This is a genomic window from Pseudooceanicola sp. NS-SX8 (assembly GCF_057380755.1).
This window is the reverse complement of the sequence record NZ_CM170819.1, coordinates 1-23,593: the sequence shown is the minus strand read 5'-3', so window position 1 is coordinate 23,593 and position 23,593 is coordinate 1. Positions and strand designations below refer to the sequence as shown.

General features: G+C 67.4%; 24 protein-coding genes. 3 read left to right on the top strand and 21 right to left on the bottom strand.

Annotated features, from left to right (window positions below; translation table 11 throughout):
• From AC2IR1_RS00120 to phnC, 7 genes are read right to left on the bottom strand one after another with little or no spacing between them, the layout of a single operon-like run.
• Entirely contained in the window at window positions 1-492 is a 492-nt protein-coding gene (locus AC2IR1_RS00120; protein WP_486474253.1) for a hypothetical protein, read from the bottom strand.
• The gene (locus tag AC2IR1_RS00115) at window positions 489-1,055 is read right to left on the bottom strand and encodes a hypothetical protein (protein ID WP_486474252.1); all 567 of its coding nucleotides are present in this window, start codon (window positions 1,053-1,055) and stop codon (window positions 489-491) included. The genes AC2IR1_RS00120 and AC2IR1_RS00115 overlap by 4 nt, the downstream gene beginning before the upstream one ends.
• Window positions 1,052-1,666: a DapH/DapD/GlmU-related protein gene (locus AC2IR1_RS00110; protein WP_486474251.1), complete on the bottom strand. Its 615-nt coding sequence runs from the start codon at window positions 1,664-1,666 to the stop codon at window positions 1,052-1,054. The genes AC2IR1_RS00115 and AC2IR1_RS00110 overlap by 4 nt, the downstream gene beginning before the upstream one ends.
• A 16-nt stretch (window positions 1,667-1,682) precedes the next feature.
• Window positions 1,683-2,537: a phosphonate ABC transporter, permease protein PhnE gene (phnE, locus tag AC2IR1_RS00105; RefSeq protein WP_486474250.1), complete on the bottom strand. Its 855-nt coding sequence runs from the start codon at window positions 2,535-2,537 to the stop codon at window positions 1,683-1,685.
• Entirely contained in the window at window positions 2,534-3,481 is a 948-nt protein-coding gene (gene phnE / locus AC2IR1_RS00100; RefSeq protein WP_486474249.1) for a phosphonate ABC transporter, permease protein PhnE, read from the bottom strand. Before phnE (AC2IR1_RS00100) ends, phnE (AC2IR1_RS00105) begins: the two co-directional genes overlap by 4 nt.
• Before the next feature lie 58 nt (window positions 3,482-3,539).
• On the bottom strand, window positions 3,540-4,457 hold the full coding sequence (gene phnD, locus AC2IR1_RS00095) for a phosphonate ABC transporter substrate-binding protein (RefSeq protein ID WP_486474248.1): 918 nt from the start codon (window positions 4,455-4,457) through the stop codon (window positions 3,540-3,542).
• Window positions 4,458-4,490: 33 nt separating this feature from the next.
• Window positions 4,491-5,309 carry a phosphonate ABC transporter ATP-binding protein gene (gene phnC, locus AC2IR1_RS00090; protein ID WP_486474247.1) on the bottom strand — a complete coding sequence of 273 codons (819 nt, stop codon included), beginning with the start codon at window positions 5,307-5,309 and terminating at the stop codon, window positions 4,491-4,493.
• A gap of 301 nt (window positions 5,310-5,610) precedes the next feature.
• On the opposite strand from phnC, the gene AC2IR1_RS00085 reads away from it, so the two are divergent.
• Window positions 5,611-6,831, top strand: coding sequence for an alpha-D-ribose 1-methylphosphonate 5-triphosphate diphosphatase (locus tag AC2IR1_RS00085; RefSeq protein ID WP_486474246.1), 1,221 nt, complete (start codon window positions 5,611-5,613; stop codon window positions 6,829-6,831).
• A complete protein-coding gene (locus AC2IR1_RS00080) occupies window positions 6,828-7,637 on the top strand; it encodes a class I SAM-dependent methyltransferase (protein WP_486474245.1) in 810 nt (269 codons plus the stop codon). The genes AC2IR1_RS00085 and AC2IR1_RS00080 overlap by 4 nt, the downstream gene beginning before the upstream one ends.
• Window positions 7,638-7,660: 23 nt before the next feature.
• On the opposite strand, the gene AC2IR1_RS00075 is transcribed toward AC2IR1_RS00080, so the two are convergent.
• The 13 genes from AC2IR1_RS00075 to dnaN all read right to left on the bottom strand — a co-directional run bounded on the left by AC2IR1_RS00075 (window position 7,661) and on the right by dnaN (window position 20,396).
• Complete coding sequence (locus AC2IR1_RS00075; RefSeq protein ID WP_486474244.1) at window positions 7,661-8,479, bottom strand: sugar phosphate isomerase/epimerase family protein; 819 nt, start codon at window positions 8,477-8,479, stop codon at window positions 7,661-7,663.
• Window positions 8,480-8,490: 11 nt separating this feature from the next.
• Window positions 8,491-9,669, bottom strand: a complete 1,179-nt coding sequence (locus AC2IR1_RS00070) for an alpha-D-ribose 1-methylphosphonate 5-triphosphate diphosphatase (RefSeq protein ID WP_486474243.1) — start codon at window positions 9,667-9,669, stop codon at window positions 8,491-8,493.
• On the bottom strand, window positions 9,656-10,381 hold the full coding sequence (locus AC2IR1_RS00065; RefSeq protein ID WP_486474242.1) for a phosphonate C-P lyase system protein PhnL: 726 nt from the start codon (window positions 10,379-10,381) through the stop codon (window positions 9,656-9,658). The genes AC2IR1_RS00070 and AC2IR1_RS00065 overlap by 14 nt, the downstream gene beginning before the upstream one ends.
• Window positions 10,382-10,388: 7 nt before the next feature.
• Window positions 10,389-11,189: an ATP-binding cassette domain-containing protein gene (locus AC2IR1_RS00060; protein ID WP_486474241.1), complete on the bottom strand. Its 801-nt coding sequence runs from the start codon at window positions 11,187-11,189 to the stop codon at window positions 10,389-10,391.
• Complete coding sequence (locus AC2IR1_RS00055; protein WP_486474240.1) at window positions 11,186-12,082, bottom strand: alpha-D-ribose 1-methylphosphonate 5-phosphate C-P-lyase PhnJ; 897 nt, start codon at window positions 12,080-12,082, stop codon at window positions 11,186-11,188. The genes AC2IR1_RS00060 and AC2IR1_RS00055 overlap by 4 nt, the downstream gene beginning before the upstream one ends.
• Complete coding sequence (locus tag AC2IR1_RS00050; protein WP_486474239.1) at window positions 12,079-13,131, bottom strand: carbon-phosphorus lyase complex subunit PhnI; 1,053 nt, start codon at window positions 13,129-13,131, stop codon at window positions 12,079-12,081. The genes AC2IR1_RS00055 and AC2IR1_RS00050 overlap by 4 nt, the downstream gene beginning before the upstream one ends.
• Before the next feature lies 1 nt (window position 13,132).
• Complete coding sequence (phnH, locus tag AC2IR1_RS00045) at window positions 13,133-13,684, bottom strand: phosphonate C-P lyase system protein PhnH (protein ID WP_486474238.1); 552 nt, start codon at window positions 13,682-13,684, stop codon at window positions 13,133-13,135.
• Window positions 13,684-14,121, bottom strand: a complete 438-nt coding sequence (gene phnG, locus AC2IR1_RS00040) for a phosphonate C-P lyase system protein PhnG (protein ID WP_486474237.1) — start codon at window positions 14,119-14,121, stop codon at window positions 13,684-13,686. The genes phnH and phnG overlap by 1 nt, the downstream gene beginning before the upstream one ends.
• 3 nt (window positions 14,122-14,124) lie before the next feature.
• Window positions 14,125-14,835 carry a phosphonate metabolism transcriptional regulator PhnF gene (gene phnF, locus AC2IR1_RS00035; RefSeq protein WP_486474236.1) on the bottom strand — a complete coding sequence of 237 codons (711 nt, stop codon included), beginning with the start codon at window positions 14,833-14,835 and terminating at the stop codon, window positions 14,125-14,127.
• Between the two features lie 156 nt (window positions 14,836-14,991).
• Window positions 14,992-17,409, bottom strand: a complete 2,418-nt coding sequence (gene gyrB, locus AC2IR1_RS00030) for a DNA topoisomerase (ATP-hydrolyzing) subunit B (protein ID WP_486474235.1) — start codon at window positions 17,407-17,409, stop codon at window positions 14,992-14,994.
• Window positions 17,410-17,620: 211 nt separating this feature from the next.
• Window positions 17,621-18,082, bottom strand: coding sequence for a VOC family protein (locus AC2IR1_RS00025; protein WP_486474234.1), 462 nt, complete (start codon window positions 18,080-18,082; stop codon window positions 17,621-17,623).
• Window positions 18,079-19,191, bottom strand: coding sequence for a DNA replication/repair protein RecF (gene recF / locus AC2IR1_RS00020; RefSeq protein WP_486474233.1), 1,113 nt, complete (start codon window positions 19,189-19,191; stop codon window positions 18,079-18,081). The genes AC2IR1_RS00025 and recF overlap by 4 nt, the downstream gene beginning before the upstream one ends.
• Window positions 19,192-19,277: 86 nt before the next feature.
• The gene (gene dnaN, locus AC2IR1_RS00015; RefSeq protein WP_486474232.1) at window positions 19,278-20,396 is read right to left on the bottom strand and encodes a DNA polymerase III subunit beta; all 1,119 of its coding nucleotides are present in this window, start codon (window positions 20,394-20,396) and stop codon (window positions 19,278-19,280) included.
• A 582-nt stretch (window positions 20,397-20,978) separates the two neighbouring features.
• Between dnaN and AC2IR1_RS00010 the strand changes: the two genes are divergently transcribed.
• A complete protein-coding gene (locus AC2IR1_RS00010) occupies window positions 20,979-21,911 on the top strand; it encodes a glycosyltransferase (protein WP_486474231.1) in 933 nt (310 codons plus the stop codon).
• Window positions 21,912-22,050: 139 nt separating this feature from the next.
• Here the strand turns inward: AC2IR1_RS00010 and dnaA are convergent, their stop codons facing one another.
• Window positions 22,051-23,475 (bottom strand): chromosomal replication initiator protein DnaA, encoded by a 1,425-nt coding sequence (dnaA, locus tag AC2IR1_RS00005; protein WP_486474230.1) that lies wholly within the window; start codon window positions 23,473-23,475, stop codon window positions 22,051-22,053.
• Window positions 23,476-23,593: the final 118 nt, after the last annotated feature.

Genomic DNA, 23,593 nt, shown 5'->3' with positions numbered 1-23,593 from the left:
CTACATCAGCGCCTGGGCGGCCAGGCCGATCAGCACCGGCACCGGCAGCGAGTAGAGCAGCCGGTGCCGGGCGAAGCGGCCGCCCAGCATCGGCACCTCGTAGCTCATGATGCGCAGCAGCGAGTAGATGCACCAGGCGGTGACATAGGCGGCCACGGCCCCGAAGGTGGCGCCCGCCTTGATCGCCGAGGCGGAGATCGCGAAGGCCACGAAGGGCCCGGCAGGCGTCAGCGCGCCAAAGACCGAGGCCATCAGCATCCCCGACAGGCCCGAGCTTTCCCCGAGGAAGCGGCGGATGAATTCCTCCGGCAGGAGGAGGGCGATGAAGCCCGCGCTCATCATGCCGAGGATCAGCCGGGGCAGCATGAAGGTGAAGGTATCCATCGAGATGGTGAAGACCGTCCGCAGTTCGGACGCGTGATCACGGCGGACGCGGTGCAGCGCCCAGAGGGCGGCGGCCCAGATGACGATCGTGCCGATCAGGATGTTCATTCCGCCGGCACCTCCCGAGGGGTGAAGCGGCGGATGGCCAGGCCCAGCAGGATCGGCACCGGCAGGGTGACCAGCACCCGGAAGATCACGAAATGCGCGGGCAGGAACGACAATTCCCAGATCAGCGTGCGGTTGGCCGAAAGCAGCACCCAGCCCGTGACCATGGCCACTCCCGCCGCCAGATCGGCCCCCGAGGCCATGAGGCCGGCGGTCAGGGCAAAGGTCACCGCAGGCCCGCCCGGAAAGACCGCCCCGGCGATGGCCGCCACCGCCAGGCCCAGCACGCCGCTATCGGGACCGGCCAGGGCCATGATCCTTTCGCGGGGAATGACATAGCCCAGGGAGACCGCCAGCAGCGCCGCGCCGATCAGTTTCGGCAGCAGGACCAGGACGAAGCCCATTTCGGACTGCATGGTCGCCAGCACGGTGCCGAAGCCGAATTTCACCCAGACCCCGGCGCCGCTGGCCAGGCAAATGGAGAGCAGGGTGATGAGACCCGCGTCGATCTTCTTGCGCTTTTTCGGACCGGGGGGAGATCCCTCGGACCCGTTGGGGGATGTCACGAATATTTCTCGATGAAGGCGTCTATGGAAAGGGCTCGGATGTCCGGCAGGCGAGCGCGCAGCTCCTCATGGCTCCAGTCCCACCAGGCTATCGCCATGATCGCCTCTCCCTGCTCCGGTGTAAACCGCCGCTTGAGGGGACGGGCCGGAACGCCGCCGACGATCTCGTAGGGGGCGACGTCCTTTGACACCACGGCGCCCGCGCCGATCACCGCGCCGGTGCCGATGGTGACGCCGGGCAGGACGGTGACGCCATGGCCAATCCAGACGTCATGGCCGATGGTGACCCAGTGATCGCGGCGCCACTGAAAGAAGGCGTGATCATCCTCGCCCAGGTCGAACATCTCCGCGCGGTAGGTGAAATGGTGCTGCGTCGCCCGCCAGGTGGCATGGTTGCCCGGGTTGATCCGGGCGCCCTGCGCGATGGAGCAGAACTTGCCGATGGTGGACCAGACGGCGGAGCTGTCCTTCACGATGTAGGAGTAATCGCCGAAGGTGACCTCCTTCAGGGTGACATTGGCCTGCACTTCGGACCAGCGGCCAAGGGTGCAGTCGATGACGGTGGCGCTGTCGTGGACGTTCGGGGTTTCGGTCAGTCGCTTGGCGGACATGGGGGGCCTTTCGGGGTCAGCGGGCGGCGCCTTCGGGGGTGCCGATGATGCGGGCACGGATGATGCCTGAGATCCAGTCGATCACGTAGACCATGGCGATGATCAGGAAGATGATCGACCAGGCCTCGTCCCACTTGTAGGCCGCGATGCGGTCCGACAACAGGAAGCCGATGCCGCCCGCGCCGACGATGCCCAGGATGGTGCCCGAGCGGACGTTGGATTCGAAGTTGTAGAGCAGGATCGACCAGATCACCGGCATGACCTGCGGCATCACGGCAAAGCGGATCTGCTGCAGGCGGGCGCCGCCGGAGGCGCGGATCCCCTCGACCGGCTTTTCGGAGGTGTTCTCGATCGCTTCCGAGAAGAGCTTGGCGAAGGTGCCGACCTCGCTGACGCCGATGGCGAGGATCCCGGCGAGGGGGCCCAGGCCGAAGGCGCGGATGAAGATCAGGGCGAGGATCAGGGTTTCGAAGGCGCGGATCACGTCGTAGCCGCGCCGGATGCCCAGGCGCAGGGGCCAGAAGCGGTTGATGTTCTTGGCGCCGAGGAAGGAGAGCGGGAAGGCGAAGACGGCGCCGATCAGCGTGCCGAGGAAGGCCATGGACAGGGTTTCGCCGAGCCCTTCGAGGATCGGCAGGAACTCGGCCCAGCTTTTCCAGATGTAGGGCGGGAACATGAAGCCCAGCACGTCGCCAAACCGTTCGATCCCGGTCCAGATTCGGGCGGGGGAGAAGTCGAAGGCGATGAGGCAGTAGAGGAAGAGCGCGGCGAAGGCGGCCCAGAGGGCGGCGCGGCGCAGGCGGATCCCGAGGGGCGCGCGGAAGGCCGTGGGGTAGGCGGCGCGGGCGGCTGCGATCTGTTCGGGGGTCATGCGTCGCGCTCTCCCAGGCCGATGATGCGATGGCGGAGTTTCTCGGACCCGAAGTCGATCACGACGACGGTGACGAGGATGATCAGGAAGAGCGCCGAGAGGTCGGTGTATTCCTGGAAGGACATGGCGGTGCGGATCTCCTGCCCCAGCCCGCCCGCGCCGACGTAGCCGATGATCGACGAGGAGCGCACGTTGATCTCGAACCGGAGCAGGGTGTAACTGATGATGTTGGGCAGGACCTGCGGCACGACGGCATAGCGGATCTGGTCGAACCAGCTGCCGCCGGCGGCCTTCACGCCCTCCAGCGGGCGCATGTCGATGTTTTCGTTCACTTCCGAGTAGAGCTTGCCGAGGGAGCCGCAGGCGTGCAGGCCGACCGCCAGCACCCCGGCCATGGGGCCGACGGAGAAGCAGAAGACGAAGATCAGCGCCCAGACCAGTTCCGGCACGGTGCGGGCGATTTCCAGGTAGCGGCGGGCGATCCACAGGACAGTGCGGTTGGGCGCCAGGTTGCGCGAGGCCGGGAAGGAGATCAGGAAGCCGCCGATGACGCCGAAGACGGTGGCCATGAAGGCGATCAGCACGGTTTCCAGCAGCAGCCGCAGCCAGGTCTGCCAGCGCCAGAACCATTCGGCCAGGTCGGCGCCCAGGGTGGCCCGGTGCAGGTCGGGGAAGGTCTTGACGATGAATTCGCCCAGCCGGGGCAGCCCGGCGGGGATGATCCAGGCCCATTCCCGCGACCCGTCGCGCAGCGTGACCTGCGTGACCTTGAAGAAATCCCCCATCCAGGCCGTCAGCAGGAAGACCGCCATGAAGAGAACGGTGCCCAGGGCCCAGTTCACCCGCGCGCGCCGCCGCCGGACAGAGAAGTCGCGTTCGAAGGCGGCAATGGCGGAAGGGCCGGACAGGGGTGGGCTGTCGGTGAACTCTGCAATCAGGGTCATGGGAGGCTCCGGAACGGAAAGGGGCGGGTCCGCAGGGACCCGCCCGAAGGTCAGGCGATCAGGAACCGCGACGCTCGCGCTTCAGCCATTCGCGCATATCGACGATCCACTGGTAACGCTCATGATCGACGCGGGTGTAGCCGACGGAGGGGTTGGGATCCTCGGGGTCGAAGGAGGAATAGGTGGCGTAGCCTTCGGGATCTGCCTGGGGGAAGCTTTCGATGGCAGAGGTGATGTCCTCGATCATCTGCTCGGGCAGGTTGGTGCGGAAGGTCCAGGGGCCGGTGGTGATTTCCGGGGATTCCCAGATCTTGCAGATCACGCCGGGCTCGATCATGCCCTTGGCTTCCATCCGCTGGTAGACGCCGTCCTCGTCGTTGTTCTGGTAGGTGGAGGCGGTGTCGAAGGTGCCGTTGACCACGCCGGTCACATCCGCTTCGTGGCTGCCGCCGAAGGGGGTCGCCTTGAAGTAGGTGGCGGGGTCGATGCCCAGCTTTTCCTTCATGTTGAAGTAGGGCACGGCATAGCCGGAGGTGCTGTCAGGGTCGGCGAAGGCGTGGATCTTGCCCTTGGCGTCTTCCAGGCTCTTGATGCCGCTGTCGCAGCGGGTCACCACGATGGAGCGGTAGCCGGTGTTGCCGTCCTTCTTGATGGAGGTCAGCGTGGGGCGCACGCCGCCGTCGGTCAGGGTGTAGACCGCCGCATAGGAGGAGGAGCCGAAGGAGGCCGCCTCGATCTGGTTTGCGGCCATGGCCTGCACCACGCCGTCGTAGTTGCCGGCGGTGAACATCTCCACCTTCACGCCGAGGGTGGCTTCGAGGTAGGCGCGCAGCGGTTCGTTGCGCATCAGCCGGTCCTTCTCGTTCTCGCCCGAGAGGATGCCGAATTTCACGACCTGGTAGTCGTCCTTCCAGCCCTCGGCCATGGCGGGGGCGGCGATCAGTGCCACGAGGGCAGCGGTGCTGAGCAGTTTCATGGGGTCTCTCCCTGGGATTGTCTGCAAGCGGGGTCAGGCCGGAATGCGGGCGGCGTGACCGGTGGAAATCGAGGTGGAGGTGACGGCCTCGTTGAACTCCTCCAGCCCGTCGGAGCCGTAGATGTCGCGCACGACATCATCGGTCAGCTGGGCGGCGGTGCCGTCGAAGAAGACGCGGCCTTCGCGCATGGCGATGATGCGGTCGCAATAGGCGCGGGCGGTGTCGAGGGTGTGCAGGTTGACCAGCACGGTCAGCCCGTCTTCGCGGTTGATGCTGCGCAGGGCCTCCATCACGCGGGTGGCATTGCCGGGGTCGAGCGAGGCGATGGGTTCATCCGCCAGCATGATGCGCGGGTTCTGCACCAGGGCGCGGGCGATGGCGACGCGCTGCTGCTGGCCGCCCGAGAGGGTGCCCGCGCGCTGCAGCGCCTTGGGGGCCATGTCCAGCCTGTCCAGCGCCTCGATCGCCATGGCGCGTTCGGCATCCGAAAAGCGCATGGTCATCGAGTTGAGGAAGCCGTGGCCCGCCAGTTGGCCCACCAGGACGTTGGTCAGAACGTCCAGCCGTTCGACCAGGTTGAACTGCTGGAAGATCATCGCGCAGTCGCGCCGCCAGGCGCGCAGCTCGCGGCCCTTCATGGCGGTGATCTGGCGGTCTCCGAAGGTGATCTGCCCCTCGCTGGGATCGATCAGGCGGTTGATCAGGCGCAGCAGCGTCGACTTGCCTGCGCCTGAGCGGCCGATGACGCCGACGAACTGGCCGGGCTCGACTGTCAGGGTCACGTTGTCCACCGCCCGGGTTTCCCCGAAGCGGCGCGTGACGGAAGTGAGGGTCAGGGATGCGTTTTCCATGGGCGGGACCGTCGGGCAGGATCGTGACCCCAGAATTTCATTCGGATGAATATTGCGCCCAACCGTTGAGTCAAATTTGTGAATGGCGTCTTGGGAAATCTTTTAATTTCATGGAGTTGAGGCGAGTCCTCGCGGTGGGTCCTGTCGCAGGGGGCGGGAATTGGTCCGGATGTTTCCGCTGCGCGGTCGTCAAGATCCATTCACAAATCGGACGCCTTCCCGTTACGTGCAGCGCATAGGTATTCATTCGGATCACTTGGCCCCGCGGCGCGATGCGCAGGCGGTGGTGAGGAGGCGCAGCATGCAGAAATTCCAGATCGACGGGGCAAAGGTCCTCCTTCCGGACGGAACCGAAGAGGTTTCGGTGCAGGTCGAGGGCGGGGAGATCCGGGGCCTGGACATGGCGCGCGACGGCGCGGCGGTCATCGACGCGCGGGGCCTGATCCTGGCTCCGGCGCTGGTCGATATCCATGGCGATGCCTTCGAACGGCAGCTGATGCCGCGCCCGGGGGTGTTCTTCCCTGTCGATACGGCCCTGCTGGAAACCGACCGGCAACTTGCCGGCAACGGTATCGCGACGGCCTTTCATGCCCTGACGCTGAGCTGGGAGCCCGGGTTGCGGTCCGTGGCCCATGGGCGGGACATCACGGCGCGGCTGGCTGCGCTGGCGCCGCGCCTGTCGGTGGAAAACCGGGTGCAGCTGCGGTGGGAGACCTTCTGTTTCGAGGCGATTCCCCTGATCGAGGAGATGCTGGCCGGGCCGCTGACGCCCTCGGTCGCCTTCAACGACCATACGACGATGGGGCTGCTGGATCCTTCGGTGCCGCTGCAGGCGCGGCCTTTCGATCATGTGCCGGACTACCCGGTGACGGACATGGCAAGCGCGGCCTTCGCGAAGAAGATGGAAAAGCGCGCGGCCCGGGCCGATGTGCCGGTGGCGGAGTTCGTGGCGCTGATGCGCCGGACATGGGACCTGCGCCCGCAGGTGCCCGGGCAGATCGCCCGGGTGGCGGAAGCGGCGCGGGCGGCCGGGGCGTCGATGCTGTCGCATGACGACACGCAGGTGGAAACGCGGGACTTCTACCGCGCCCATGGCTCCCGCGTCAGCGAATTCCCGATGAACCTGACCGTGGCAGAGGCCGCGCGGGCGGCGGGCGACTGGATCATCTTCGGGGCGCCCAATGTGCTGCGCGGTGGCAGCCACATCGGATCGCCTTCAGCGGCGGAGATGGTGGCGGCGGGGCTCTGCGATATCCTTGCCTCGGACTACTACTATCCTGCGATGCTGGGGGCGGTGGCGCGGATGCACGCGGATGGCCTGCGCCCGCTGCACGAGCTGTGGAAGCTGATCTCGACCAACCCGGCGCGGGCGTCGAACCTGCCCGACCGGGGGGAGATCGCCCCGGGTCAGCGTGCCGACCTGGTGCTGCTCGACTGGCCGGAGGGCGCGGCGCCCCGGGTCGTCATGACAATGCGCGCGGGCCGTACGGCCTTCCGAAGCGGAGATTTCGACGCCCCATGATGCCCGAGAACGTCGAACGCTTCGAAGGGCTGGCAGAGACCTACGCCCTGCATCGCCCGGATTACCCGGTCGAGGCGTTCCGCGATCTTCTTCCGGCCTGTGGCAGTGACAGGGTCCTGGCGGTGGACGTCGGCGCGGGGCCCGGCAATTCGACCCGGCCCCTGCGCGCGGCGTTGCCGGGTGACTGGCTGATCACGGCGGTCGAACCGGGGCGCGACATGCGCCGGGTCCTGGCCCGCAGTTTCAGCGGGGAGCCCCGGGTACAGGTGGCCGACGGGCTGGCGGAAACCCTGCCGCTACCCGATGGGTCCGCCGGGCTGATCGTGGCCTGCTCCGCCTTCCACTGGTTCGACGGCGCGGCCTTCTTCACCGAGGCGCGCCGCGTCCTGGCGCCGGGCGGCCTTCTGGCGGTGGTGCGCAATCGCAGGGTTCCGTCGCCCCTGCTGGATGCGCTGGACGGATACGTCAGCGAGGCATCCCGCGATATCGGCGATTTCCCCGCCACCACGGCCAGCAGGGAGCCGACGGTGCGCGAACTGTCGGGCCTGCCGGGGTTCAAGACGGCACGGTCGCGAACCTATCGCTGGACCGAAGGACGCAGTGCGCGGCAGGTTGTCGACCTCTACCTGACCCGCGCGGTGGTCTGGACCCTGGTGCGCCGCATCGGTCTTGGCCCGGTCATGGCGGAGCTGAACGCGATCTGCGCGGCCCATGTGCACGCCGCCGCAGGTGCAGGCGCCGACGCCGAAGAAACCGCCATCCCCCTGGAGTGGGAGACGACGGTGAAATGGTGCCAGCGCAGGTAGGGGTTGCCGGCCCTGCCTGGGCGTTACTGGCCCAGCCCCTCCCGTTCCAGCCAGGCCATGGAAGGCAGGATGCCCGCCTTGTTGCGCAGTTCCAGGATCAGGCGCGGCGTGGCGTCGATCTCCGCCAGGGCGCGGAAGACCTCGTGCCAGCGGATCGTGCCCTCGCCTAGGGCCCAGTGGCGGTCGGCGTAGCCGCAGGCATCCTGCAGGTGGACATGGCCCAGCATCTCCCCCGCCGAGCGGATGAAGAAATCGACCGGCTGCGCGCCGGTGGACCCATGGGCGTAATGGGCATGGCCGGTGTCGATGGAGAGCTTCAGCGCGTCGCTGTCGAAGGTCTTCACCAGGGTCTTGCGGGCCTCCGGGTCGATATCCTCGATGTTTTCCAGCACCAGGGTGACACCGGCGTTTTCCGCCCGGGCGACGGTTTCATCCAGGCATTCGTGGATCCAGCCGGTGACCATGTCGATGGCGCCGGGATAGGTCGCAAGGTTGTGGTGATCCCAGGTGGTGAAGGGCGAGTGGATGACCATGTGGCTCGCGCCGAGCGCCTCGCAGATCTCCATCCCCTGGGTCATGCGTTTGCGGACCACCGCGCGGATCTCCGGATCGGGGTTGGCGAAGTTCAGGCCCCAGAAGGGCCCGTGGATGCCGTAGCGCCCGCCGAAACCGTCGAGTTGCTTCTTCGCCTCGTCCACCAGCGGCTGCCAGTCGCCGGAGACCAGCAGTTCGGGCTTGGAAAAGCTCTGGATTTCCAGGTCGCGGTCCTTTTCGAACAGCCAGTCGCGGAAGGTGGCCAGTTCGGAGACGCCAAGGGCGGCGCCGATCACGGGGAGGGTCATGGGAAGGTTCCTTATTGCGCCGCGAGGGAGATGTCGCGCGGGGTGAGGGAGCCGTCGGAGAAGACCGGACAGCCCCCGGAATAGGTGACACGCACGTGGCCGACGCCCTCGTCATCGGCGATGACAAGGTCCGCACGTTTGCCCGTTTCGATCGCGCCACGATCGGTCAGGTGCAGGGCACGTGCCGGGTTCAGCGTCGCCAGCCGGGTGGCCTGCGCCAGGTCGCGCCCGGCACTGCGGGCCAGGACCAGGATGGCGGGCAGGATGGCGGAGGGGTGGTAATCGGCCGCCAGGATGTCGAGCACCCCGGCCTGCCAGGCGTCGCGGGCCGAAAGATTGCCGGAATAGCTTTCACCGCGCAGGGCATTCGGGGCGCCCATGGCGGTCAGCAAGCCGCGGTCCTTTGCCGCCTGCGCCGCCTCCAGCGTGACCGGAAACTCGGAGATTCCCGCGCCGAGAGACTGCATGAGCGCGACCTTCTCCGCGGTGTCGTCATCGTGGGAGGCAAGCGCGATGTCATGTTCGGCGCAGGTGGCGGAGATGGCAGCGAGGGTCGCCCCCACGTCGCCCTGGGCGGCCAGGCGCATGTCGATCCGACGCTGGATGTTTTCATCCGCTTCCGCCGCCGTGGCCCCGGCGCGCATGGCGTTCGCGCGGATCTTTTCCAGGTCGCGGTACTGTCCCTGCCCGGGGGTGTGGTCCATCAGGGAGACCAGATCGACGGTCCCTTCCGCGATCAGTTCCTCTATCACCGCCAGGGCATTGGGAAAGTTCACTTCGAACCGGGCGTGGACGCGGTGATCGACCTTCAGCATCCCGCGCATCTGCTTCAGCGACCGCAGCATTTCGGAGGAATGTTCATAGCTGCGCATATGGCCGTGGACGGATTTCGGGGTGAAGGAAACGGCGGCGAAGCCGGTCGTCACGCCGGCCACCTTCAGCCGCCGGTCCAGATCGCGCAGGCCCAGTTCCATCGGCATCTTCACGTTGGGGCGCGGTTCCACCTCCCGCTCGATCATGTCGCCGTGCATGTCGATGAAACCGGGCATCAGAAGCAGGCCGCGCCCGTCGATCCGCGCATTGGCGACGGGGTGGTCCACCACCTCGGCGATGCGGCTGCCCTCGATCCGGACGGAACCCTGGGGCAGGACGGTTTCGGGAAGGACGACGCGGAAGTCACTCAGCCACATCGGCAAGCTCCTGTATCGGGGTCTTGGGGGAGAGGGGGATTTCCCGGTCGATCAGCGCGGCCACGTCGCCCGGGTGGTGGAAGACGCCGATCATGGCGACGCCCTGCTGCTTCAGCTCGGCCAGCCGGTCCACCAGGGCCGCCCGCGCGCCCCGGTCCAGCGAGGCCGTGGGTTCGTCCAGCAGCAGCAGGCGCTGCGGCAGGATCAGCGCGCGGGCCAGGTTCACCTTCTGTTGTTCGCCGCCCGAAAAGGTCGTGGGATAGGCGCGCCAGAGGTCGGGTTTCACCCCGAAGGCCGAAAGCCAGTGCCGGGCCTGGTCCAGCGCCTCCGCCCGGGGGGTGCCGGCCAGGCGCAGGGGTTCGGCCACGATCTCCTCCGCCGCGACGCGGGGCCGGGCGGTCAGGAACTGCGTGACGAAGCCGATTTCGGTGCGGCGCAGGTGGGCCACGTCGATGTCGGCGGCGCGCGCCAGGTCGATCACCCCGTCGCGGCCATGGAACAGCAGCTGCCCCGCCACCGGCAGGTAACTGCGGTAGAGCGTGCGCAGCAGGGTCGATTTGCCCACGCCGTTGGGACCGGACAGCAGCAGGAACTCCCCCTCGTGCAGGGTGAAGTCGAGGCCTTCGAAGGCGGCAAGCTCCGTCCCCAGGTGGTGCATCCGGAAGGATTTGGACAGGCCACAGGCGCGCAGGATCACGGGTGTTTCGGTCATCGCTTCCTCACAGCTTGGCGTGGACGAGTTGCTGGGTGTAGGCGTGCTGCGGATCCTGGAAGACCTGGTCGGCCAGCCCTTCCTCGACCACGCGGCCGTGGCGCATGACCATGACCCGGTCGGCCATGGTGCGGATCACGCCGAGGTCGTGGCTGACCAGTACCATGGTGATGCGACGATCCTGTTGCAGCTGCTTCAGCGTATCCAGCACCAGCGCCTGCACCGAAACGTCGAGCCCCGTCGTCGGTTCATCCAGCAGCAGCACGGCGGGTTCCAGCGCGATGGCCTTGGCCAGCTGGACCCGTTGCTGCATGCCGCCCGACAGCTCCGCCGGGGGGGCATCCATGCGGGGGATCGGGAATTCCGACGCCTCCAGTGCCTGCTGCGCCTTGTCGCGCAGCACGGCAAAGCGGCGTTCCCCCGCGATCAGCAGCCGTTCGGCCACATTGCCGGAGGAGCTGTGCTTCATCAGCAGGCCCAGGTGCGGGTTCTGGTAGACGATGCCGATCCGCCGGGCGCGCAGCATGCGGCGGTCGAAACGGTCCAGGTCGAAGAGGTTCGCGGGCAGGTCCGGCAGGTCGAGGTGGTAGGTACCCGTGTCCGGCTCCTCCTCCAGGTTCATCATCCGCAGCAGGGTGGATTTGCCCGACCCGCTCTCGCCGACGATGCCCAGAACCTCGCCCGGGTAGACGCGGGCGGAGACGTGATCCAGTGCCGTCACGGGGCCGTAGCGTTTGCTCACCCCTGTCAGCTCCATCAGCGGGCGGGTGGTGACGAGGCGCGGCGCCTCCTTGGGAAGGGCGGTCATGCCATGTCTCCGTCGCGATACCAGGTCTCGCCCAGGGGCTGGCCGTCGATCGCCTTGATGCCGAGGTTGCTGTCGGAGACCTCATGGAGGGAGGTGCCGTCCGCCTGCGGAATCTCGTTCATGAAGAACCCGGTGAGGCCGGAGCGGGCGCAGGTCAGCCGGGCGTGATCCTCGACCCGGTAGGGCACGTCGTCGAAGACCAGCGGTTCGACCCGCGTGAAGGGCGGCACGGCGTAGAGCCGTTTTTCGCGCCCCGCCGAGAGGATCGTCAGGTGTTCGGCCATGTGCAGTTTCTTCACGTCCCAGCGGGGAATGGGGGAGGGCGCCATGACGTGCCGCCCGTTGACCATCGACGGATAGGAGGCGCCCAGCATGACCCGGCCCGAGCGCACCATCTGTTCGTAGAGCACCAGCCACATCCGCCCGTAATCGGCATCCGCATGCATCTGCCGGGCGATGGACATGTTGGGTTCGACGGGCCGCAGGGGTTCGGGGTTGGGCACCTGCAGGATCAGCACCTGGTCGGCGCGCAGCTTTTCCTCGGGGATGCGGTGGCGCGACTGGATCAGGGTGGCCGCCTGGGTGTCCCAGGTTTCCGCCGCGCCGGAGACGCGCGACAGGAAGCGCCGGATCGAGGCGGCGTTGACGCTGTCATCGGCGCCCTGGTCGATGACCTTCACCACCGAGGACGGCTTGACCAGCGTCAGCGTCACCTGCAGCCCGCCGGTGCCCCAGCCGCGCGCGATCGGCACCTCGCGGGAGGCATAGGGCATCTGGCAGCCGGGCACCGCCACGGCCTTGATCATCTTGCGCCGCAGCTCCCGCTTGGCGGAGCCGTCGAGGAAGCCGTAGGAAAACGCCTTCCACTGGCCGGAGAGTGCAGCGAGGCTCATGCGGGTTCCCTTTCCGTCCGGGTCGCCTTCGCCGCCCGCAGGGTGTCGAGCGAGGACTGGAAGGTGACGTAATGGGGCAGCTTGAAGTGGATGCAGAAGCCGGAGCTTTCGACCGGCTCGGTGTGGTAGAGGAAGAACTCCTCCTCGACGGGGGAGCCCTTTTCGGCCCCCGGCGCGTTCAGGTCCAGCGTGGCGGCCGAGATGCATTTGACCTCGTTCCAGCCCAGCGTGGCGGCAAAGCCCAGCCGCAGCTTACCCTTGCCCTTCGTCGTCACGACCTCCGCCTGGGAGGTCTTCACCCGACCGGCGGAGAAGGGGGTGCCATTGGGGTGGCGCACCGTCAGCTCCACCTCAGACAGGCGCAGTTCGTTCACCGTGGGGTGGGCATTGCCGTAACCGCGCATGGCGGAGTAGCCGAGCGCCAGCGTGCCCCCGGTATCCGCACGGGCGAGGCTTTGCAGGGTGTGGGCGCGCCTGGCGGGGAAGAGCAGCGGTTCGCGGGTGAGGTCGGGGATGTCGTCGGGGGGCGTCTCCTCCGCCTTGGGCTTGTCGGCCAGCCCCTGCGCCTGCTGCCATGCGGCAAGCGACGGATGGCGGGCGGGGGCGGGCCGGGCCGCCGGGGTGACCGGGGCAGGGTCGAAGGGCCGGCCCTCCAGCACCTCGGTCGCCAGCAGCCGGTGCGCGTAGTCCAGCGTCGGGCCAAGGATCTGGCCGCCGGGAATGTCCTTGAACGCGGCGGAGATGCGGCGGTGGGTAAAGCCTTCGTCCGGGGCCACGACCTCTGCCACCTGCAGGCGCGGCTGGGTCGTGCGCCAGGCCCGCAAGAGCAGCAGCGCTTCGTAATGATCGCCCCCCGCCTGGGCCAGCGCCAGCGCGGCAAGGTCGGGGGCGTAAAGGGAGGCCTCCCCCATCAGCCGGTCGATCAGCGCGGGCAGGGCGCGTTCGATCTCCGCCACGCGGGCGGCCTCGATGCGGCCCATCTGCGCACGGTAGAGCCGTTCGGACTGTTCGATGGCGCGTTCGCCGCCCCGGGTTGCCACATAGGCCATGTCAGAGCTCCCTCACGGTGGTGGATCGCGGGATGGCCAGCAGGCGCGCACCGTCGACGAAGATCATCTCTATCCCTTCCGGGTAACGGCAAAGCCGTGCTCGCGCGGCCCAGAGACCGGGGCCGATGCCGCCCAGCCGGATGCGGGTGGTGTCGCGGATGCCGGGGCCGGTCAGCTCCAGCTCCGGCCCCTCGCCGAGGCGGGCTGTGGCGATCACCGTGGCGCCCTCGTCGGGGTAGAGCTGCGACCCGGCGGGCAGCTCGGTCAGGCGGTCGGGGGCGTCGGAGAGGTCGAGGAAGGCATGATCGGCCTGCGCCAGCGGCGCGGGCTGCGCGCCCGTCATGGCGAGCCGGGCGGCAAGCGCCGGATCATCGGCGGCAAAGCGGCATTCGCGGTCCAGCAGGGCAAGCGCCACGGGCAGCAGCCCGGGTTCGGGCAGGGGGTGCAGGGTGCCGGGGCGGGACAGCGCGCCGAGGATCGCCTCGAAACTGGCGTTGTCGCGGACCTCTTCGGTGTCGGGCAGGGGCGTGGCATGCAGGGGAGTTGTGGGCATCAGAAAGTCTCCATGTCGACGCGGGTGGCCTCGATCCGGCGCAGGGTTGCCTCATCCTCGGCCTGCTGGGTTGCGGCCTCTGCCATGACGAAGGCACGGACGCGGTCCGCCGCGATGCCGGCGGTCAGCGCGCCGTCGAGGAGCGCCATGGCCATGGCGCGTTCGATGTCGTGGCCGGTAATCATGCCGTAGCCTTCCGACCCGTCGGGCAGGCGGATGTGGGCCTCTGCCACCAGGACCTCGCCCAGGTGGAAGGCCACGCCCTGCACCGTGTCGCGCAGGGGCAGCATGACTAGCCCGGTGCCGCTTTTCAGGACCTGCGGATCGCCCAGCAGGGGCAGGATGTCTTCGGCCAGGGCCTTCAGCCGTGCCGCATCGGCCCGGGCCAGGGTGGTCAGGATGTCGGAGGGCGGCAGGGCGCCGTCGGTGTCGAACATGGCTCAATCCGGGAAATCGAGGGTGAAACGTATGCGGCCGGCGGCATAGACCGCCTCGGACCAACCGATGGGGGTGCCGGAGAGGTCTTCGTCGAGCTTGCACATGACGATGACGGGCTGGTCGGCGGGCTGTTCCAGCAGCTTCGCCTCCCACTTCTCCGGCTGGCGGGCGTAGATGGAGGTGGTGCGGCGCCGGTAATCGGTCACGCCGTATTCGGCGTAGATTTCCGTCACCGAGCGGCGGCTTTCACGCTGCCGCCCGAGGCCGGGGAAGCGGTCGGCGGGGTGGAAGCTGCGGTTCAGGCCAAGCGGATGGTCATCGGCGCGGGACCGGCCAAGGATGCGGTGCACGGGCGTGCCAGCGGGCAGCGACAGGTGATCGGCCACGTCGGCCTCTGCCGGGATCACGTCGGCGGAGATCGTCTCCCCTCCCGGTTTCACGCCCTGGCTCAGCAGGTTTTCACGAAAGCGGGTGCGGCGGCCAATACGGTAGTTGATCCGGGGCTGGTCGCGCACGAAGGTCCCGCGCCCCTGTTCGACCGAGAGCACGCCCTCGGCCGCGAGCGAGGCGACGGCCCGGCGCAGCGAATGCCGCCCGACGCCGATCTGGCGCAGAAGCTCCTGTTCCGTCGGCAGCCTGTCGCCCTGGGTCAGCGCCTTCGACGCGATGCTGTCGACGATCCAGTTCCTCGCGATTTCCCAGTTGCCGCTCATCCCGCCTCACCCAATTCATTCGGATGTTTCCGGAGTAGGCGCGGATGATCTCACCCCCGTGACGCGAATGTAAAATTCCTGCGACAGCGGCGGGGCGAAACGGAAAAGGGCCGCGCCCGGGGAAGGCGCGGCCCTTTCAATGCAATGACAACCCGATCAGAAGTCGAGGTTTTCCACGCTCAGCGCGTTCTGCTGGATGAACTCGCGGCGCGGTTCGACGACGTCGCCCATCAGCTTGGTGAAGATGTCGTCGGCCTCTGCCATATCCTCGATCCGGACCTGCAGCAGGGTGCGGGCATCCGGGTCCAGCGTGGTTTCCCACAGCTGGTCGGGGTTCATCTCCCCCAGGCCCTTGTAGCGCTGGATCGACAGGCCCTTTTCCCCTTCGGAGAGGATCGCGTGCAGCAGTTCCAGCGGGCCGTAGATGACCTGGCTGCGGTCCTTGCGGACCAGCGTGGCGGGCACGTTGTAGACCTCTTGCAGGGACTTGGTGAAGGAGCCGGTCTTGCGCGCCTCGCCCGAGCGCAGCATCGGGCCGTCCAGCGTGCGCAGCTCTTCGACGCCGCGCAGGATGCGGGACAGGCGGATGCCGTGATCCTGGGTGATGCGACCCTGCCAGCCCTTTTCGTATTCCAGCGCGATCAGGTCGAGCCGTGCCGCGACCTTGTCGGCGACGCCCTGCAGGTCGGCATCCACGGCGCCGGGCACGAAGGCCCCGGCGATCGCCGCCTGTTCCAGGATGTGGCGCGGGTAATGGGTCGGGAAGGCATCAAGCACGCGCTTGAGCTGCCGCGCTTCGGTGACCACGCGCTTCAGGTCCTCACCGGCCAGTTCGGATCCGCCGCCCAGCTTCAGCCGGGTGCCGTCGGTGCCCTGTTCGACCAGGTAGTCGTCCATTGCCGCCTGGTCCTTCAGGTAGACCTCGGACTTGCCGCGCGTCGCCTTGTAGAGCGGGGGCTGCGCGATATAGAGGTAGCCGCCTTCGATCAGCTCCGGCATCTGCCGGTAGAAGAAGGTCAGCAGCAGGGTCCGGATGTGCGCGCCGTCGACGTCGGCATCGGTCATGATGACGATCTTGTGGTAGCGCAACTTCTCGATGTTGAACTCGTCCCGCCCGATGCCGGTGCCGAGCGCCATCACCAGGTTGCCGATTTCCTGGCTGGACAGCATCCGGTCGAACCGCGCGCGTTCCACGTTCAGGATCTTGCCGCGCAGGGGCAGGACGGCCTGGGTGCGCCGGTCTCGGCCCGTCTGGGCCGAACCGCCGGCGGAGTCACCCTCGACCAGGAAGACTTCGCTTTCGGCGGGCACCTTGGAGGAACAGTCCTTCAGCTTGCCGGCCAGGAAGTTCACGTCCATCGCCGTCTTGCGCCGGGTCAGTTCGCGCGCCTTGCGCGCCGCTTCGCGGGCCATGGCGGCCTCGACGATCTTGCCGACGATCATCTTGGCTTCGTTGGGGTTTTCCTCGAACCACTCCGACAGCTTTTCACCCACCAGGGTTTCGACCACGGGGCGCACCTCGGACGAAACAAGCTTGTCCTTGGTCTGGCTGGAGAATTTCGGATCGGGCACCTTCACCGACAGGACGCAGGTCAGGCCCTCGCGGGCATCGTCGCCGGTGAAGTTTATCTTCTCGCGCTTGGCGATGCCGCTTTCCTGCGCGTATTTGGTCAGGGTCCGGGTCAGCGCACCACGGAAGCCCGCAAGGTGCGTGCCGCCGTCCCGCTGGGGGATGTTGTTGGTGAAGGGCAGGACCGTTTCATGGTAACTGTCGTTCCACCACATCGCGACCTCGACCCCGATGCCGTCCTTTTCGCCGGTGATGAAGACCGGGTCGGTCATCATCGCCTGCTTGGACCGGTCGAGGTACTTGACGAATTCCTTCACGCCGCCTTCGTAGTAAAGCTCCGTCTTCAGGGCTTCCGCCGGGCGGTGGTCTTCCAGCACGATGCGCACGCCGGAGTTCAGGAAGGCCAGTTCGCGCAGGCGCTTTTCCAGGGTGGCGTAGCTGTATTCCAGGTTGGAGAAGGTCTGCGTGGACGACAGGAAGCGCACCTCGGTGCCCTTCTCGCCATTGGCATCGCCCACGACCTTCAGCGGTTCGACCGTCTCGGAATGTTCGAAGCGGACGTAATGCTCCTTGCCGTCGCGCCAGATGCGCAGTTCCAGCCAGTCCGACAGCGCGTTCACGACCGAGATGCCCACACCGTGCAGACCGCCGGACACCTTGTAGGAGTTCTGGTCGAACTTACCGCCGGCGTGCAGCTGGGTCATGATGACCTCGGCCGCGGAAACGCCTTCCTCGGGGTGGATCGACACCGGAATGCCGCGCCCGTTGTCGCGCACGGAGACCGAGTTGTCCGCGTGGATCACCACCTTCACGAAGTCGGCATAACCGCCAAGCGCCTCGTCGATGCCGTTGTCCACGGCCTCGTAGATCATGTGGTGCAGGCCGGACCCGTCATCGGTGTCGCCGATATACATGCCCGGGCGTTTCCGGACGGCATCCAAGCCCTTGAGAACCTTGATGGATCCTGCATCATAGCTGGGTTGTTGCTCAGGCGTGTCCGACATGCGGCTATGGTCCTCTTTCTGCTGCCGATTTTATACCTTCCGGCCGGAAGAATGTCACGTCGATGACATAACTTTCCGGGCCGTTTTCCGCTCTGCCCGCGGGGCGCGGAACGGGGCGCTGAAAGGCCATCCGGGCAGCACGAAGGGCGCCTGTCAAAGTGGCTGTTCCGGACGGCGGCTAGCGGCGCGGGATGCGGCTCTGCGCCGGCCCTCAGTCCGTGCCGCCCAGGGCGAACCGGCCTGCGGCATCCAGGGTGGCAAACGGGTTGTGGGCCACTTCCCAGACATGGCCGTCCGGATCGGCGTAGTAGCCGGAGTAGCCGCCCCAGAAGACCTCTTCCGGGGCCTTCAGGGCCGTCGCGCCGGAGGCCAGGGCAAGCGCATAGGCGGCATCGACCGAGGCGCGGTCGTTGAAGTTCTGTGCCAGGGTCATGGCGCCGGTGCCAAGGGGCGTATCGGGGCGGCCCTGATCCGCGGCAAGGGCGGCCTTGCCAAAGAGGCCAAGCGCCATGCCGTCGAGCTGGAAGAATACGATCGAGGGCGCCACCTGTGCCGGGACCCAGCCGAGCGCCTCGTAGAATTGACGTGCGCGATCAAGCTCTTCGACGCCCAGGGTGATCAGGCTGACCCGGGCGGCGGGCAAGGTGGCGGGCAGTGCGGGGCTGTCGGTCATGGGGCTGTCCTTTCCTCGGCACGGCTCTCGCCGGCCTCCTCCGTTACCTCCAGATACTGCGCGCGATCCCCCAGATCGGCAAACAGTTCCGGCCCGGTGCCGGTCATCCAGGCCTGCGCGCCCAGGGCGCAGATCTCATCATAAAGCGCGGCGCGGCGGCCGGCGTCCAGATGGGCCGCGACCTCATCCAGCAGCAGGATCGGCGGCGCGCCGAAATCCCGCGACAACCCGCGCGCATTGGCCAGGATCAGGCTGACCAGCAGGGCCTTCTGCTCCCCGGTGGAGGCATCGGCGGCGCGGATGCCCTTGGTGGCCCAGAAAGCCTCCATATCGACCCGGTGAGGGCCCAGAAGGGTGCGCCCGGCGGCCATGTCCCGCGCGCGCCCTTCGGCAAAGCCTGCGAGCAGGTCCGGGGCGTTCAGGGCCATTTCCCCTTCGGGATGGGTCAGCGACAGCTGGGGCGCGGGAAAGGCGGTCTCTGCCTCCTCCGTCGCCTCGGCAATAAGTTGCAGTGCTTTCAGCCTGTTGGAGCTGATCTCCTCCCCCGCCTCGGCCATCTGGCGTTCCAGCGCACTGTACCAGTGGGCGTCGCGCACCATGTCCTTCAGCAGGCGGTTGCGTTCCCGCATGGCCTTCTCGTAGGCGAGGCTGGCATCGGCGTGGGTCGGAAAGAAGCTGAGCACCATGCGGTCGAGGAAACGGCGGCGTCCCTCGGCCCCTTCGATCCACAGCCGGTCCATGGAGGGCACCAGCCAGAGCACCCGGGCGATGCGGCCAAGCGCCAGTTGCGCCGCCGCCTTGTCGTCGATCCTGAGGGTGCGGCCCTGGCCTGGCTCCACCTGCATCCCGATCTCGTGCACCTGGTGCAAGCTGCGGAGAATGCCGGACAATTTCCAGCCGATCGCCTCTGGCCGGCGCACCATCTCCTCTGCCGCCGCACGGCGCAACCCACGCCCGGGCGAAAACATCGAGACCGCTTCGAGGATGTTGGTCTTGCCCGCGCCGTTGGGACCCCAGATCGCCACGGGCCGGCCGTCGACGCTGAGCGATCCGCGCCGCCAGGAGCGGAAATGCGACAGGTCCAGCCGGGTCAGACACAGCCGCCCCATGGGCCAAACCCCCCTATTCGTTGGCTGAAAATACTCTCGCCGAAGGCCGTCGCGCCAGCGGCGCGACCCCTTCGCCGCTCGTCGTCTTACACCCGCATCGGCATGACGACATAGACGGCGGAGGTGTCATTGCCTTCGCGCATCAGGGTCGGGTCGCCGGAGGAGTTGAACATGAAGACCGCGTTTTCACGATCCACCTGGGATGCGATTTCCAGCAGGTACTTGGCGTTGAAGCCGATCTCCAGCCGCTCGTCGGCATAGGCCACGGCCAGTTCCTCTTCCGCCGCGCCGCTGTCGGGGGCGTTGACCGACAGCACCAGCCGGTCCTCGTCCAGCGCCAGCTTCACCGCGCGGGAGCGTTCGGAGGAGACGGTGGCGACCCGGTCGACGGCCTTGGCGAACTCTGCCGCGTCGACTTCCAGGCGGCGGGTGTTACCCATTGGAATCACGCGCGAATAATCGGGGAAGGTGCCGTCGATGACCTTCGACGTCAGGGTGATCTGCGGGGTGGCGAAACGCACCTTGGTTTCGCTGACCGACACCGCGATCTGCATCTCGTCATCGTCCAGCAGCTTGCGCAGTTCACCCACGGTCTTGCGGGGGACGATCACGCCGGGCATCTCCTCGGCGCCTTCGGGGAGGGTCGCGTCGATGCGGGCCAGGCGGTGGCCGTCGGTGGCGACGCAGCGCAGCACCCGGCCCTCTTCGCTTTCGGCCACGTGCATGTAGACGCCGTTCAGGTAGTAGCGGGTTTCCTCGGTCGAGATCGCGAACTTCGACTTGTCGAACAGCCGCCGCAGCACCGGCGCCGGGGCCGAGAAGTTGGAGGCGTATTCCGAGGTCGCCATGACCGGGAAATCTTCCTTCGGCAGGGTCGCCAGGTTGAAATTCGACCGGCCGGCCTGCACCGTCAGGCGCCCCGCAGCCCCGTCATCCGAGAGGGTGACCATGGCGCCGTCTGGCAATTTTCTCACGATTTCATGGAGAGTTACGGCGGAGACGGTGGTTGCGCCTGCGCGTTCGACAACGGCTGCCGCCTTGTCCACGACCTCGATATCCAGGTCGGTGGCGCGGAACTGGACGTCGTTGCCTTCTGCCTCGATCAGCACGTTGGCCAGGATCGGGATGGTGTTGCGGCGTTCCACGACCGACTGCGCCTGGGCGACGGCCTTGAGAAGCGCGGCACGTTCGATGCTGAATTTCATGGCCATTTTCCCTCGTGCTGGTTCCCGGGTGGCCCGGGATCGTTAAGCTACCTGTTTCCGCAGGCAGTACAACGGTTTTTCTCGTTTTCGGGCCTCCGGAGGGGGAGGTCAAGCAGGCTGACGGCGGAATGCCGGGGCCCGTGCCCATGACGCAACCGGACGGATGGCGGATGCCACCGGGGCTGGCCCATCGGCCCCGGCGCGGGGCGGGGTTAACCGCACCTTACCCCATCGTTTCCAACGTCGGTACTGCAGTGCGGCGAATCACGCGGGCGGCGCCTTGGTTAACAGGGCTTTCGGCCCGAAATCGCAACGTCGGTATCACGTCGGTATTCCGTCGGTATTGCGGCGGTGCAGCATGGGCGAAATGGCCGGGTTAACGGGGCGTGCGCCGGGGGTGGGCGTTGGTGTGACAATTGGGGGTGGGGCGCGGGGCCGGGTCTGTGTTGCCACCCTTCCCCAGGGGATGGAATTTCCGGCGGCGGGGCGATTTTCGGGGGACAGCTGCGGGAGGGTCTGCGACAAGCTGCGGCATGAACTTTCGAGGTCGGGAGCGGAGCCGGCCAAGTCCGGATTCCGAGAATGCATGTCCTGATCGCGAATGAGCGCCTGTCGAAGCGGACGGGCACGGAAATGGCCGCGCGCGACCTGGCGGTCGCGCTTCGGGCGCGGGGGCACCGGGTGACCCTGACCGCCCCGCTTCTGGGGCCGCTGGCCTGCGAGCTGCGCCGCAACGAGGGGCTGGAGGTCTGCGAGCCCGGGGCGCTGACCCGGCCCGACGTGGTGCATCTGAACGACCTGGCACTGGCCGCGCCGCTGGCTGCGCGGTTCCCCGGCGTGCCGATGCTGCTGCAGTGGCATCGCAGGGTGCCCGATGACTTCGCCGTGCCGGTGCCGGAGATCCGGCTGGTCTGCGGCGTGACCCCGACGATGAACCGCAAGATCCTGCGCCTGACGGGGCGGCCGGCCGATCGGGTTCTGGGCAACTACGTCGACCTGGGCCGCTTCACCCCGCGCCAGGACCCGCTGCCGAAGGTGCCGCGGCGCCTGCTGCTGGTCGGGCAGCAGAAGCGCGACCGGAACCTGCTGGGCTACGGGGTGCTGGCGGCGGGACGGCTGGGGATGCGGCTGTCACTGGTCGGGCCGCGCTACCTGAAGCGGGTGGAGAACCTGCCGGAGCATGCGCGCGGCCATGACATCGCCATCGCATCGGGGCGCTGTGCGATGGAGTGCCTGGCGGCGGGGATCGGCCTTGTTCTGGCCGGGCCGGCGGGCATCGGGGGATTCGTCACGCCGGCGGATCTGCCGCATTTCCGGGAGGGGAATTTCGCCCCCGGGGTGTTTCGCGCGCCGATGACCCTGCGCGGGTTGATCGCGGCCCTGCGCGCCTACGAGCCGGGGGCGGCAGAGGCGGCGGCGCAATCGCTGCGGCGGATGGCGGACATCCGGACCGGTGCCGCGGAAATCGAGGGCCTGTACCACGGGATGCTGCCGTGTGAGGTGCGCAGCGCGTGATCGCGCGGGGCGTGGGGTGGTGCGGGGTTGGTCTCGGATTGGTGGATTGGCATCCACCCTACGGGGGGCGAGCGGGTCCGGGAACGGTGGATTTCATCCACCACTCCCGGGGCCTCGCCCTACAGGTCGCCCTGACAGATCAGGCTTCGAGCGCGCGGCGCAGCAGTTCCAGGTCGTCGGCGATCTGGGCGTCCTGCTGCATCAGTTCCTCGATCCGTTTCACCCCGTGCATGACGGTGGTGTGGTCGCGCCCGCCGAAGCGGCGGCCGATTTCCGGCAAGCTGCGCGAGGTGAGCTTCTTGCAGAGATACATTGCGATCTGGCGCGGGCGGGCGAAGCTGCGCACGCGCTTCGGGCCGATCATGTCCGAAAGGCGGATGTTGTAATGTTCGGCAACGCGGCGCTGGATTTCTTCGATGGTGATCTTGCGTTCCGAGGCGCGCAGCACGTCCGAGAGGCAATCCTGGGTCAGTTCCAGCGTGATTTCGCGCCCCACGAGGGAGGCGAAGGCGAAGAGCCGGGTCAGCGCGCCTTCGAGGACACGCACGTTGGTCGAAATACGGTGCGCCAGGAATTCCAGCACGCCGTCGGCCACGGCCAGGTCGGGGTGCTTCATCCGGAAGGTCGCGACCTTGGACTGCAGGATGCCCAGGCGCAGTTCGTAGTCGGTCGGGTGCAGGTCGACGACCAGGCCCGAAGACAGGCGCGAGGACAGGCGGGCCGGCAGGTTCTTGATCTCGTTGGGGGCGCAATCGCCCGAGATGATGATCTGCTTGTTGTGATCCACCAGCGCGTTGAAGGTGTGGAAGAATTCTTCCTGGGTCGAATCCTTGCCCGCGATGAACTGCACGTCATCGACCATCAGCACGTCGACGGTGCGGAAGAGGGACTTGAAGTCCATCATCTTCTTTTCGCGCAGCGCCTGGACGAAGCGGTACATGAACTGCTCCGCCGAGAGGTAGACGACATTGAGGTGCGGCTGGGAGGCCTTCAGCTCATGCGCGATGGCGTGCATGAGGTGGGTCTTGCCCAGGCCCACGCCGCCGTAGAGGAAGAGCGGGTTGAACTCCACCTCGCCGCCGGAGGCGACGCGGCGGGCAGCGGCATGGGCCAGTTCGTTCGGCTTGCCGACGACGAAGCTGTCGAAGGTGTAATGCGGGTCGAGCGGCGCGGGCTGCAGCATGCGGTCCTGCATCGAGAGGCCGGCATCGCGGGGGGCGGCGGCTTCGGGACGCGGGGTGGGCTGGGGCGCGGCGGTATGGGCGGTGGGGGCAGCCGTGGGGGCGGCGGCGGTGCTGGGCGCGCTGGCGGAATTGGCGGAGCGCGGCACGACGGTGAAATCGATGCGGCGCACGGCCGGGTCGAGCACGGTCAGGGCGCGCAGGATGTCGTCTTCGAAGTGACGCTGGACATAGGTGCCCGCGTAGCCCGAGGGGGCAGCGACAGTGGCGACACCTTCACGCAGGGACAGCAGCTCCAGCGGTGCGATCCAGTTGGTGTAGTTGTACTCGCTGACGCTCGTCCGCAGGTTTTCTTTCAGCTCGCCCCAGTTCTTCGTCGCCATCTTGTCCGATATCCCCAATTTGCCTTCTTATCATCGCCGGCCGGTGCCGGATCAGGCGTGCCACGTCAGGCCGCAGGGGAAACCCGTCTTGAGCCGGTCCGTTGCCTAGACGGACCGG

Bases quoted from the DNA above. Each gene is read 5' to 3' on its own strand.
- AC2IR1_RS00120 (WP_486474253.1), bottom strand. From the start codon at position 492: ATGAACATCCTGATCGGCACGATCGTCATCTGGGCCGCCGCCCTCTGG.
- AC2IR1_RS00110 (WP_486474251.1), bottom strand. From the start codon at position 1,666: ATGTCCGCCAAGCGACTGACCGAAACCCCGAACGTCCACGACAGCGCC.
- phnE (WP_486474250.1), bottom strand. From the start codon at position 2,537: ATGACCCCCGAACAGATCGCAGCCGCCCGCGCCGCCTACCCCACGGCC.
- phnE (WP_486474249.1), bottom strand. From the start codon at position 3,481: ATGACCCTGATTGCAGAGTTCACCGACAGCCCACCCCTGTCCGGCCCT.
- phnD (WP_486474248.1), bottom strand. From the start codon at position 4,457: ATGAAACTGCTCAGCACCGCTGCCCTCGTGGCACTGATCGCCGCCCCC.
- phnC (WP_486474247.1), bottom strand. From the start codon at position 5,309: ATGGAAAACGCATCCCTGACCCTCACTTCCGTCACGCGCCGCTTCGGG.
- AC2IR1_RS00085 (WP_486474246.1), top strand. From the start codon at position 5,611: ATGCAGAAATTCCAGATCGACGGGGCAAAGGTCCTCCTTCCGGACGGA.
- AC2IR1_RS00080 (WP_486474245.1), top strand. From the start codon at position 6,828: ATGATGCCCGAGAACGTCGAACGCTTCGAAGGGCTGGCAGAGACCTAC.
- AC2IR1_RS00075 (WP_486474244.1), bottom strand. From the start codon at position 8,479: ATGACCCTCCCCGTGATCGGCGCCGCCCTTGGCGTCTCCGAACTGGCC.
- AC2IR1_RS00070 (WP_486474243.1), bottom strand. From the start codon at position 9,669: ATGTGGCTGAGTGACTTCCGCGTCGTCCTTCCCGAAACCGTCCTGCCC.
- AC2IR1_RS00065 (WP_486474242.1), bottom strand. From the start codon at position 10,381: ATGACCGAAACACCCGTGATCCTGCGCGCCTGTGGCCTGTCCAAATCC.
- AC2IR1_RS00060 (WP_486474241.1), bottom strand. From the start codon at position 11,189: ATGACCGCCCTTCCCAAGGAGGCGCCGCGCCTCGTCACCACCCGCCCG.
- AC2IR1_RS00055 (WP_486474240.1), bottom strand. From the start codon at position 12,082: ATGAGCCTCGCTGCACTCTCCGGCCAGTGGAAGGCGTTTTCCTACGGC.
- AC2IR1_RS00050 (WP_486474239.1), bottom strand. From the start codon at position 13,131: ATGGCCTATGTGGCAACCCGGGGCGGCGAACGCGCCATCGAACAGTCC.
- phnH (WP_486474238.1), bottom strand. From the start codon at position 13,684: ATGCCCACAACTCCCCTGCATGCCACGCCCCTGCCCGACACCGAAGAG.
- phnG (WP_486474237.1), bottom strand. From the start codon at position 14,121: ATGTTCGACACCGACGGCGCCCTGCCGCCCTCCGACATCCTGACCACC.
- phnF (WP_486474236.1), bottom strand. From the start codon at position 14,835: ATGAGCGGCAACTGGGAAATCGCGAGGAACTGGATCGTCGACAGCATC.
- gyrB (WP_486474235.1), bottom strand. From the start codon at position 17,409: ATGTCGGACACGCCTGAGCAACAACCCAGCTATGATGCAGGATCCATC.
- AC2IR1_RS00025 (WP_486474234.1), bottom strand. From the start codon at position 18,082: ATGACCGACAGCCCCGCACTGCCCGCCACCTTGCCCGCCGCCCGGGTC.
- recF (WP_486474233.1), bottom strand. From the start codon at position 19,191: ATGGGGCGGCTGTGTCTGACCCGGCTGGACCTGTCGCATTTCCGCTCC.
- dnaN (WP_486474232.1), bottom strand. From the start codon at position 20,396: ATGAAATTCAGCATCGAACGTGCCGCGCTTCTCAAGGCCGTCGCCCAG.
- AC2IR1_RS00010 (WP_486474231.1), top strand. From the start codon at position 20,979: ATGCATGTCCTGATCGCGAATGAGCGCCTGTCGAAGCGGACGGGCACG.
- dnaA (WP_486474230.1), bottom strand. From the start codon at position 23,475: ATGGCGACGAAGAACTGGGGCGAGCTGAAAGAAAACCTGCGGACGAGC.